The organism is Pirellulales bacterium (genome assembly GCA_036499395.1).
Lineage (GTDB): Bacteria > Planctomycetota > Planctomycetia > Pirellulales > JACPPG01 > JACPPG01.
Map to the genome: position 1 here is coordinate 31,351 of DASYDW010000124.1, position 11,484 is coordinate 42,834.

The window sequence follows — 11,484 nt, forward strand, 5'->3', positions numbered from 1 at the left end:
CTGTGGCCTGCTGGCTGTCGTTAGCCGAGGCTTAAAGCGGTAAGCATCGTGAACCTGCGGTGGCTGCACACTGCTGCCGCGGTTGTCGGTCTTCCCCTCGGGACCTAGACTTGGGCAGATGCCGCCAAGGCGTTCCGGTATCGCAACGCGTAAGACCGACCACCACCGTGGGGCTCGGTCGCCGGCCATTCGCCCGTCGACCTGCCATTCTCTCATGCCCAGTAACGAAGACGAACTGTATCAGGAACATATCCTCGAGCATTACGAGGATCCGTACCATCGTGGGCGCGTGGCGCACGCGACGCATTCGCACGAAGACGACAACCCGCTCTGCGGCGACGTCGTGCGCATCGATTTGGCCATCGATCCGCAAGGCAAGATTCAAGAGGTCTATTTCGACGGTGACGGCTGCTGCATCAGCCAAGCCGCGGCCTCGATGCTGGTCGAGCATTTCGACCAGAAGACGCTCGACGAGATCAAGAATTTCACGGCCGAGGACATGCTGCGGCTGTTTGGCGCCAAGCTGACTCCGAATCGGCAGAAATGCTGCCTGCTGTCGTGGCGCGTGCTGCAGGCGGCCGTCTATTCGCGGGTGGATAAAGACGGAACCACGACCGGTCCTTCGGCGGCCTCTTCCAACTAGACATCGCACTTCCCTCAAGAATTGATCGCGGAAAATCCATGAGTACGCTGACGCCGGTTTTGCCACTCGATCCCGAGGCGCTGCGCGTCGACTTTCCGATTCTTTCGGTGCGTCTGCACGACAACGTGCCGCTGGTTTACCTCGACAATGCTGCCACCACGCAGCGGCCGCGCGAAGTCATTCAATCGCTCGTGGATGTTTATGAAAAGCAGTATGCCAACGTTCACCGCGGCATTCACTGGTTGAGCGATCAAAGCACCGACCTGTTTGAAGAGGCGCGCGAGAAAGTCCGGGTGTTCATTAACGCGCCGGCCCGTGAGCAGGTGATCTTCACCTATGGCACGACCGAAGGTATCAACCTCGTCGCGCGCAGTTGGGGTGCGGCGAACATCGTTGCCGGGGACGAAATTGTGCTTACCGAGATGGAGCACCATTCGAATCTGGTTCCCTGGCAGCAATTGGCCGCCGAGCGCGGCGCCGTTTTACGACACGTGCCGATGACTGCCGACGGATTGCTCGACATGCAGCAGTTTTCGGCACTGCTGAACAAGCGCACGAAGCTGGTCGCCGTCGGGGCTGTCTCGAACGTGCTGGGCACGATCAATCCCGTGGCCGAAATCGTTCGCCAGGCGCATGCCGCGGGGGCGGTCGTGTTAGTCGACGCGGCCCAAAGCGTGCCGCACATGGCGACCGACGTGCAGGCGCTGGACGTCGATTTCCTGGCCTTTAGCGGCCATAAAATGCTCGGACCGTCAGGCGTAGGCATCCTGTATGGGCGGCGCGAATTGCTCGAGGCCATGCCGCCATTTCTCGGTGGCGGTAGCATGATTCGCCGCGTGAAGCTCGATTCGTTCGAACCGGCCGCATTGCCGGCCAAGTTCGAGGCCGGCACGCCGCCGATCGTACCCGCCATCGGCCTGGGGGCCGCGATCGATTATCTGAATCGCGTCGGCCTGGAGAAGATTCACGCCTACGAGCAGATCCTCACCGAGCGCGCCCATCAGGTGCTCAGTGAAGTGGGGGGCGTACATATCCTCGGACCAGCCCCGGCCGAAAAAGGGGGCATCGTCAGCTTCACGGTTGAAGGCGTGCATGCTCACGACGTGGCCCAGTTGCTCGATCGGCAGGGAATCGCGATCCGCGCCGGCCACCACTGCGCGATGCCGCTCCATAAACGGTTGGGGGTCAACGCCAGCGCCCGCGCCAGCTTCTACTTCTACAACACCTTGGCCGAGGTCGAATTGCTCGGCACGGCGCTCGCGGACGCGAAGCGCGTCTTTCGCAAGAAATAGCGCGCTGGCCAGGTGGGCGCGGCGTTCGGTAGAAGCTCTTTGATGAGGCTCTATCGTAAGGGCGCCTTACGCTTCGGCACGAGCAAGCTAACGCCCAACACCGCCACTCCACAGGCAGCGGCCCCCAAGGCGATGGTCAACCGACGCTGAAAAATTGCGCGGGCGGCCTCGAAGTTCGTGATCAGGTCGCGGTACTCAGGGATATTCGGCACCTCAGGCGGTTGCTGCAATTCCTTCCACACCGCGAATGTCTGCGATAGCGACATCTGATCGAGATCGACCGTTGAACCGGCCGCGTCAATGATTGCGTCGTGATACTCTTGCGGAAAGATCGGCCGCGCGAGCCAGATAAAGGCGCTAGCCGCGAGAGCAAGCGTTGTTATGGTCGTGCCCAGGAACAAAAGCCCCTGTCGTGTACCCCATTCTCCGCCCGAATCCGATTCTTCAGGGGTGGCGCGTTCGAGCTTCTCGAGCCCACGCAACGTCGGGATTGCCACCTCGGCCCCGCAATGCTCGCACCGGATCGAGAGCCCGGCCTGGCTGCGATCGACCGCCAGTTTCTGTCCACACTGGCAGGGGAGTAGATATTCGGTTTTCATCGTGCTCAACGCCCCGTCTGTTCCAATCCCAGGCTAACTTCAAAATCGCATCGGCGAGCGAGCTATTCCGGCACAGCCGAGCCCCGCGACGCCCACCACGGCAGCGTCGCCCCGCCGTCGATCCCCAGCGTCGAGCCAGTGATGTAATCGCTCGCCGGATCACACAGAAAAACCACGCCGCGGCCGATTTCTTCGGGCTTACCCAATCGCTTCCAGGGGAGCTTCTCGCCGCCGCGCTGAATCTGTTCCTCGGTCGCGAATTTGCGTTCCCCGGGCGTATCGATCCAGCCTGGGTGGATGATGTTCACGCGGATTCGCTCTTCGACCAGCTCGATCGCGGCGGTGCGCGCCATTTGATCGATCGCAGCCTTTGCCATGTTGTAGGCCATCGAGCGGGGCACCGGGATCACGGCGTGCGGCGAACTGATAACAACGATCGAGCCGCCGTCCCCTTGTTCGATCATCTGTTGTGTCGCGGCCCGCAGCGTGTAGAACGCCCCCCACATCGTGACCTGGACCGTACGGTGAAATCCATCGAGGTCCGCCTGATGAAAAACCTCGCGGTCGCTGTAAGCGGCGTTCGTGACGGCGATGTCGAGCCGGCCGAACTGCCGCACGGTTTTCTCGACAGCATCGTTCGCGACTTGGACGTCGCCGATATCGCCTGGCAGCAATAGCGACCTGCGTCCGGCGGCATGCACGGCGTCAGCCACGCTCTCGGCTTCCTCCGGATGCGAGTTGAAATTTATCGCCACATCGGCGCCGGCTTCCGCCAGTGCAATCGCCGCGGCGCGGCCAATGCCACGGCTGGCGCCGGTCACCAGGGCAATTCTTCCGTTCAGAGTCACGGCAGGTTCCTGCAAGGATGTGGGCGCGATCGCTTCACGAAACGACTAACCGGCGTGCGCTGCTTCGTAGGCCGTGATCGTGTCTTCGTGCGCGAGCGTCAGGCCGATGTCATCCAGCCCGTTGAGCAGTGAATGGCGTCGCGAGGGTTCGACCTCGAACGCGATCTTCAAGCCGGCGTCGTCCTCGATCGAACACTTTTCCAGATCGACCGTCAGTTGAAATCCTTCGCGTGCTGCGCGCTTGAAGAGATCATCCACGATCGCCTCGTCAAGTCGCACCGGCAGCAGACCGTTCTTGAAGCAATTATTGTAGAAGATGTCGGCGAAGCTGGGGGCGATGATCGCGCGAAAGCCGTAATCTTCGAGCGCCCACGGCGCGTGTTCCCGGCTCGAGCCGCAGCCGAAATTGCGCCGCGCCAGCAGAATCGTGGCGCCCCGATTGCGGGGCAAATTCAACTCGAACTGAGGATTATCCGAGCCGTCTTCGTTGCGACGCCAATCCTGAAACAGGAACTGCCCAAAGCCGGTTCGCTCGATTCGCTTGAGGAATTGCTTGGGAATGATCTGGTCGGTATCCACATTGGCGCGATCCATCGCCGCGACCAGACCGTGATGCTTGACGAACGGTTTCATACTTCAACCTGAAAGAAAAGATGCAGTCCGCGTACGGCGGCCTTTGACCTGCGTTACTTGTATTTCCATTCGCGAATGTCGACGAAATGCCCCGTCACCGCGGCAGCCGCGGCCATGGCCGGCGACACCAAGTGCGTGCGGCCTCCCTTGCCTTGCCGCCCTTCGAAGTTGCGGTTGCTGGTCGATGCACAGCGCTCGCCCGGCGAAAGGGTGTCGGGATTCATGCCCAGGCACATGCTGCATCCGGCCTCGCGCCATTCGAATCCCGCTTCCTTGAAGACGCGATCGAGCCCCTCGGCCTCGGCCTGCCGTTTCACTTGTCCACTGCCGGGCACGACCATGGCGTGGACCTTGTCCGCAATGCGATATCCCTTAACAACTGCCGCCGCGGCCCGCAGGTCGCTAATGCGGCTGTTGGTGCAGGAGCCGATAAAGACCCGATCGAGTGCCACGTCCGCGATCGGGGTGCCGGCCTTGAGCCCCATGTAACTCAGCGCACTGGCGGCACTCTTGCGCTCGTTTTCATCCGCCAGCTCGGCCGGATTCGGCACCTTGTCGACGACCTTGGCCACCTGGCCCGGATTCGTTCCCCAGGTAACCTGCGGCGCCACGTCCGCGGCCTGAAAGATCTGGACGCGGTCGTATTTCGCACCCGGGTCGGTCGGCAACTCTTTCCAGCGAGCTACGGCCACGTCAAAGTTGCGTGGCGCGAATTCACGGCCGCGCAGATAGTCGTACGTGACGTCGTCCGGTGCGATCATGCCGCAGCGTGCGCCGGCTTCGATCGACATGTTGCACACGGTCATGCGCTCTTCCATATCCATGGCGCGAATGGCACTGCCGGTGTACTCGATGGCATAGCCCGTTCCGCCGTCGGTGGTGAGCTGGCCAATCAGGTACAGGATCAGATCCTTGGCCGTTACGCCCCGCGCTAGCGCGCCCTCGAAGCGAACTTCGAACGTCTTGGGGCGATATTGCAACAGCGTCTGCGTGGCCAACACGTGCTCGACTTCGCTGGTGCCGATGCCAAAAGCCATTGCCCCCAACGCGCCGTGCGTGGCGGTGTGGCTGTCGCCGCAAACGATCGTCATGCCGGGCTGCGTCAGGCCGAGCTCAGGGCCGATGACGTGAACGATCCCCTGCTGGGCGTTATCCAGGTCGTACAGCTTGACGCCGAACTCGCGACAATTGTTCCGTAGAGTGTCGATTTGCTGTTTTGAAATCGGGTCCAGAATCGGCAGCGACCGGTCGGTCGTGGGAATGTTGTGATCGGGCGTGGCCACGGTGCGGGCCGGTTGCCGGACCTGACGTTTGGCCAGGCGCAGCCCTTCGAATGCCTGGGCGCTGGTCACTTCGTGGACCAGGTGCAGATCGATATACAGGATCGTGGGCTTCCCCTCTTCGGCATGCACGACATGTGCATCCCAAACCTTGTCGAACATCGTACGGGGGCGGGATGATGGTGAAATCATGGATCAACTCGAGCCGGCAGAAGGAACGCGGCAGGAACGTTGGCCGGGAACTACTGTTCGCCCGGTCCGCCGCGCGGAGAATTACCCAGACGGTTAATTCTACTAGACAGCCGCGCGCTTGGGGAGGTTCGGAAAGCCCGGCCGCGAGGTAGCCCGACGGGCTTAAAGTGCAGCCACGGTGGCGGGTTGTTCGATTTGTTGCCACCAATTCGTGGCTTGCTCGCGGGACCAGTCGCTGGCCGATTCGCACTCGGACAATGCCCGTCCCAATGCCGCGGCCGATTGATACCGCTCTGCCGGATTTTTGGCCAGTGCCCGCAGGATCACCTGCTCGAGGTCGTGGGGAATATCGGGACGGAAACGCGTGGGCGCTACGACTTCGTCATGCGCGTGTGCGACCATGACCCGCATCGGATTCTGATTGTCGAACGGCGGACGTCCTACCAACAAGAAGTACGCCACGGCGCCCAGCGAGTAGATATCGCTACGCGCGTCGGGTTCGCTTTCGCCGAGCGCCTGTTCGGGTGACATATACAACGGCGAGCCGGTGATCGTGCCGTCCTGCGTCAGCTGCGCCGAGCTGGGACCGAGCGTCGCGGCCTTCGCCAGCCCGAAGTCCAACAGCTTCGCCACGTCATGTACGCCACCACGTTGGGCCGCGAAAATATTTCCCGGCTTGATGTCGCGGTGCACCAGACCGATCGCATGCGCCTCGCGCAGCGCATCGCAGGTTTGCGAAAGCAGGTAAATGACCCGTTCCGGCGGCAGTGGGCCGTAACGCTCGACCAGGTCCGCCAGGCTCAAGCCGGGCAGGTATTCCATCACATAATAGAACGTGCCGTCCTCGGTGCTGCCGTAATCGAAGATCTCGACGGTGTTCCAGTGCGACAGCCGGGCCGTGGCACGCACCTCGCGCTCGAAACGGGCCAAGGCCCGCGGGTCGTGCGCTTTGCCGGGACGAATGATCTTGATCGCGCAGGGCCGCTTCAGCAACTGATGCTCGGCCAAATACACTTCTCCCATGCCACCGGCGCCGATCAGATGGCGCAGTCGATACTGGCCGAGTTGCTTGGCTTCGAACGCCTCGCGGCGCAGGCTGCCGATCATGTACGTGCCGTAAACGCTGGAACCAAACCCGGCCGCCATGAACAACACGACGTACGAAAGCTGGTCGAGATGTTCACCCCGGCTGAGGCCGCCGTAAACTCGCTCGTCGAACAGCATCACCGCGATCGGTGCCAACGCCATGAAACCAATCACGATTGCCGCGCGGCGCCATGAGTTGGGAATGTAAATCGCGTAGGTGAACATCAGGCAGTACCAGATGCCCACCGGGTTGTAGGAGACGTGGTCGTTGGTCAGGCTGACGCGATTGGCAAAGTGCTGCACAAAGGCGAAGAACAGCGCAGTCAGGCCGAAAATCACCATCTCGGCCACGCGTAGAGCTCGCAGCGACAGGTTACAGCGCCAGCACAGCTTGTAACTCACCAGCGCTAGTACGACGACGTGCGTTATGTGAAACCAATTCAGAAACGATTGGCCGCGCACGCCGGGATCACCGGCCGTCATGCCGCCGGAAAAGAACGTTCGCATCAGAAACGCCGCCGACCCGAGGCACAATACCAGCGCCGCGGCGCGCAGCCGCGTCCGCAGCAGCAGACGGGTTTCGCCGGAAAGACCAGGTCCGCTACCCTCAACTAGCGCCACATGGGGGTTGAATTCCGGCAAAGGGCCAGAGCCGGACGAGGGTCCGATGCTCAAGCTATCAAGAGTCGCGTCGACTCCGGAACGTCTCAGCGGATCGTGACGGTGCTGGTCCATCGATCGTGCGCTACGAGTGCAAGCCGCACTACGCCCTTTTTCGATACCTGGTTAAACCATCATACGCGTCCGGCGCGGGGGCAGCGTCAGGCCATTTTTCGCCCCTGCCGCCGACGGCGATGTGGCGAGGATTACTCTTTGTACCATTCGTTCGCCCGTGAAGTTTCTTTGACCGCTCGCCTCATCCCGACTCTCGGCAACGGAAAGTTTCTGCCGGACAATAGTTGCCGCGGGCCAGAAATTATTTCACCCCCCTGCAGAATCGCCACGCTAGCGGGGGGGAATGCCTGCAAGGGACCGAGGTACGCCGTTCGGCAAGCCGGCCGCAGCTGCCTCACCTGGAGACGAGACCCGGAAACGCGGCGCCGGGTTCGCCGCACCGGCAAGACACTTGGGGGGCGCGGAATCTCGTTCGTGGGGGCACGCCCTTTAGGCGGCCCGCCGTCGCGGAGCCACGGCCGCGGCCAGTTGCCGCACCTCGGCGTGTGGCACCAGACGAAACGTCCCCTCTATGCCGTCAGCCGGAGCGTTCTGCATGAAGATGTGCGTCGGCTCGTGCAAGAGTCTCTCGATGTAATACCAAGATCGCTCGAGCGCGGCTTTGTTCGGATCGGCCGCGATCACGACCAGGTCGGCGACGCCAAGCATGTTCGCGGCGCGAGACAATGCCGAATACGAATCGCCTGGCAGCAGACGAATCTTGGCGCCGCTGGTGACCAGCTTGCGATGGGCCATTTTCAGCGAAAGGCCCGGCGCATCTTCGGCCGCCCGCATCTCGAACAAGTCGATGCCGGTGTAAACCACATTTTCAGCAATGTCGCCGGAGGCGGCCATCTCGATCATTCGCAAAGCCCGATCCCCATGGCCAACCCCCAACTCGACGATGCGCCGCAAGCCGTGGTGGCGGATCGCCTGATAGATCGGGCGATAGACGGCCGGTCGAGACAGACGGGCCAGAAAGAACGGGCGGAGGCGCGAAATCGAGAACCACATCGTATTAATCCGAACGACGTTCGGTCAAAATGGGCCAATGGGCAAGAAACTACGGCGCGCACCAATGGTGCGGACGACGGAGGCGGCAAGGCAGGCGCGGTCCATGGATTCGCGCGCTTCGGAAGCGTGCGAAAAACTCCCCGTGACCGCGGAAAATGGCAGGCACTCGTAAGACAGACAATTATCTGTTCGACCGGTTATTGGATGCGAGTCAAATAGAATTCTGAATTGCGGCGCGCAGGAGATTCCCGATGCGTTTTGACCGGTTTGCATACGAAGCTGTCATATACAGCCTCGCTGTTAAAGTCCTGTGCCGCCGGCATCCGATGCTGCGCGGTACGGGCAGGTGCAAAGTCGCAAACGTTCCAATAGGCGGAGCCGCATGCGCACCTCGTTGCTAGCGTTGGTTGTTATTGTTGGTTTGACGGCGGAATTGTTGGCGCAAAACAACCTCCCGCCGAATGTACCGAGCGCTGCGGTTGCTGATGGCCCAATGCTGGGGCCGCCGGTGATCGACGTGCCGCTTGCGCCAGGCGCACCGACTCCGCCCCCACCCACCGAGAGCGAGTCGAAGCGGCCACGACTGTTTCGCTTGCCGCAACCGCAACCCTCGGCCGCTTCGTCTAACGATGTGCGGCAGCCTCCTAAGGTGTTTAGCGGCCGCTGGAAACAGCAGCGCGCCAATGCTGCGTTGACCGAGGCGCCGCTGGCTCCGGGCACAGCGAATCTGCAATCCTCGGATATCGCGACAAAAGAGAGCGCACCGCCGAAGCGCACAACCAGCCCGCGCAAATACGGGCCGGTCGAGCTTTTTCCCAAGACCAAGGAATCGGACCGGGCGGGCAATCCCTTTTCGATTCGCCGTCCGGTGCTGGCCTGGTAGCTAGCAGCGCATTGCAGAATTGCCGGGCCTGTTCGCGGTCGCCGAGCGCGCGAATGACGAAATCGTCATTTGGTTCGGACTTTGCATCTCGCCGGCCCGTAGGAAGGGTAGCGCTCGACATCGGCCAGCAGCACACTGTGCGATCGCGGTGTGCATGGTCGGAATTGACCTAGCTCGCCCAGATGTGTTAACCTCCGCAACCGTTGATGCGGTACAAAGTCGTGAAGCAGGCGCACCTCATTGATTCGCTAACAGCGCCCGCCGCGCTTCCTCAACCACGACGAGATTACCGGTGAAATACGCAGCGATCGGTCCGATTTCGGTCTATCTGCCGGAGCGCGTCGAAACGAACGACGATCTCAGCCGGCTGTTCCCCAAGTGGGATATGGACCTGATCTATTCGAAGACCGGCATTCGGGCGCGCCATATCGCCGAACCCGACCAGTGCGCTTCGGACCTGGGTGTGGCCGCTGCCGAAAGACTGTTTGCCGAGCACAACATCGAACGCGATTCGATCGACTTTCTGCTGTTGTGTACGCAAACTCCGGACTACCCGCTGCCGACGACTTCATGTTTGATGCAGGATCGGCTCGGTCTCCGCACGTCGATCGGCGCGCTCGATTTCAATCTGGGCTGCTCCGGGTTCGTCTACGGCTCATCGTTGGCCGACGGTCTGATTCGCAGCGGCGCAGCCAAGCGCGTCCTGTTGATAACCGCGGAAACCTATTCGAAATACATTTCGCCTGACGACCGCAGCCTGCGCACGATCTTCGGCGACGGTGCCGCGGCGACGCTGATCGATTCGGCGAGCGAGCCCTCGTTATCGGCGTTCCGCTTTGGAACTGACGGTGCGGGCGCCGACACGCTGATGGTCACCAAAGGCGGAGCGCGAGCGGCAGCCGATGCCATTAAGCCGCGCAAACGGCACCGCTGGTCGAGTCAGCTATTCATGGATGGCCCGGCGCTGGTGGATTTCACCGTCGAGCATATTCCGCAATTGGTGGACGAGATTCTCGCGACGGCGGAACTGCCGCGCGAGAAAGTCGATTTCTTTCTGATGCATCAGGCCACGCAGTTGATGCTTGAACGGCTACGCGCGCGGATGGAAGTCGACGAGCAGCGCTTGCCGCTGATGCTCGAGAACGTCGGCAATACCGTTTCGTCGACGTTGCCGATTCTGATGCACGAGTTGCGATCAAGCGGCCGTTTGCGCCCGGGCACGCGGTCGCTATTGGTGGGCTTTGGCGTCGGTCTCTCTTGGGCCGGGTGCCTGTGGACCGAAACCTGGCAAGCCCGAGGCGCCGCGACGGCCGACGCGACCGCGGCGCAACAAGAATCCGCAGTCGGCCAATCGGACGACGATGCCGAAAAGCAAGCGGCGTAATGCTCTCTGCCGACTGCGTCTAGGTACGCAACTGGTCGCGATACTTGTCCAGCATGCGTCCCGGCGAGCCCATGATGTTGTAGCCGCCGTCGACGTGCAGGATCTCGCCCGTAATGCCTTCGGCCATGTCCGAAAGCAAGAAGCCACCGGTGCGACCGACTTCGTCGTGAGTGATGTTGCGGCCAAGCGGAGCCATCGCCTCGTACAGCGTGAGCATGTCATCGACACCGGCGCCACGACCGGCCAGCGTACGTAGAGGGCCCGCACTGACGGCATTCACGCGAATGTTCCGCGGGCCGAGGTCGAACGCCAGGTACTTCACGATCGAGTCGAGCGCCGCCTTGCAGACTCCCATGATGTTGTAGCCTGGCACGGCGCGTTCGCCACCGAAGTAAGTCATCGTCAGCACGCTACCCTTGTCGTTCATGATGTCGCGCGCGGCGTTCGTAACCGCGATCAGGCTGTAGGCGCTGATTTCCATGGCTTGCCGGAAACCTTCGCGGCTGCACTCGACGGTGTTTAGTTTCAGGTCTTCGAGCGGCGCATAAGCGATCGAGTGGACCAGGAAGTCGATCTTGCCGAACTCTTCGCCCGTCCGCTTCATCGCGGCGCGAATGTCCTCGTCGCTGCTGACTTCCATCGGAATCAGGAACTTGGCCTGCGGCGCCGGGTCCGTCAGTAGCGCGACGCGGCGACGATTGCGTTGCCGCTCGTCATCGGGACGGTCGGGCAGGTGCGTGAAACCGCATTCGCCCCCTTCGCTCATCACGAATTGCGCAATCGCCCAGGCGATGGAATGGTCGTTAGCGACCCCCAGGACCAGCCCTTTTTTCCCTTCGAACAGACCCATTCCACGTCCTCCGTTTGCAATCCAAGGCTCGCCGGCCCAACCGATTCAGTCGTATCGGGACAGAGG

General features: G+C 61.7%; 11 protein-coding genes. 4 read left to right on the top strand and 7 right to left on the bottom strand.

Going from position 1 to position 11,484, the window contains the following annotated elements; all coding sequences use genetic code 11:
* The first annotated feature begins 214 nt into the window (after positions 1-214).
* Positions 215-643, top strand: a complete 429-nt coding sequence (locus tag VGN12_25125; protein HEY4312757.1) for an iron-sulfur cluster assembly scaffold protein — start codon at positions 215-217, stop codon at positions 641-643.
* Between the two features lie 38 nt (positions 644-681).
* On the top strand, positions 682-1,935 hold the full coding sequence (locus VGN12_25130) for a cysteine desulfurase (GenBank protein ID HEY4312758.1): 1,254 nt from the start codon (positions 682-684) through the stop codon (positions 1,933-1,935).
* Between the two features lie 50 nt (positions 1,936-1,985).
* Here the strand turns inward: VGN12_25130 and VGN12_25135 are convergent, their stop codons facing one another.
* From VGN12_25135 to VGN12_25160, 6 genes are all read right to left on the bottom strand, one after another.
* The gene (locus VGN12_25135; GenBank protein ID HEY4312759.1) at positions 1,986-2,534 is read right to left on the bottom strand and encodes a hypothetical protein; all 549 of its coding nucleotides are present in this window, start codon (positions 2,532-2,534) and stop codon (positions 1,986-1,988) included.
* A gap of 62 nt (positions 2,535-2,596) precedes the next feature.
* A complete protein-coding gene (locus VGN12_25140; protein HEY4312760.1) occupies positions 2,597-3,382 on the bottom strand; it encodes an SDR family oxidoreductase in 786 nt (261 codons plus the stop codon).
* A 45-nt stretch (positions 3,383-3,427) separates the two neighbouring features.
* Entirely contained in the window at positions 3,428-4,015 is a 588-nt protein-coding gene (gene leuD, locus VGN12_25145) for a 3-isopropylmalate dehydratase small subunit (GenBank protein ID HEY4312761.1), read from the bottom strand.
* A 53-nt stretch (positions 4,016-4,068) separates the two neighbouring features.
* A complete protein-coding gene (leuC, locus tag VGN12_25150) occupies positions 4,069-5,487 on the bottom strand; it encodes a 3-isopropylmalate dehydratase large subunit (protein HEY4312762.1) in 1,419 nt (472 codons plus the stop codon).
* 162 nt (positions 5,488-5,649) lie between these two features.
* On the bottom strand, positions 5,650-7,308 hold the full coding sequence (locus tag VGN12_25155) for a serine/threonine-protein kinase (protein ID HEY4312763.1): 1,659 nt from the start codon (positions 7,306-7,308) through the stop codon (positions 5,650-5,652).
* A 429-nt stretch (positions 7,309-7,737) separates the two neighbouring features.
* A complete protein-coding gene (locus tag VGN12_25160) occupies positions 7,738-8,301 on the bottom strand; it encodes a hypothetical protein (GenBank protein HEY4312764.1) in 564 nt (187 codons plus the stop codon).
* A gap of 382 nt (positions 8,302-8,683) precedes the next feature.
* On the opposite strand from VGN12_25160, the gene VGN12_25165 reads away from it, so the two are divergent.
* A complete protein-coding gene (locus tag VGN12_25165) occupies positions 8,684-9,184 on the top strand; it encodes a hypothetical protein (GenBank protein ID HEY4312765.1) in 501 nt (166 codons plus the stop codon).
* A gap of 292 nt (positions 9,185-9,476) precedes the next feature.
* Positions 9,477-10,568 carry a ketoacyl-ACP synthase III gene (locus VGN12_25170; protein HEY4312766.1) on the top strand — a complete coding sequence of 364 codons (1,092 nt, stop codon included), beginning with the start codon at positions 9,477-9,479 and terminating at the stop codon, positions 10,566-10,568.
* Positions 10,569-10,587: 19 nt separating this feature from the next.
* Here the strand turns inward: VGN12_25170 and VGN12_25175 are convergent, their stop codons facing one another.
* Positions 10,588-11,418, bottom strand: a complete 831-nt coding sequence (locus VGN12_25175) for an enoyl-ACP reductase (protein HEY4312767.1) — start codon at positions 11,416-11,418, stop codon at positions 10,588-10,590.
* Positions 11,419-11,484 lie beyond the last annotated feature (66 nt).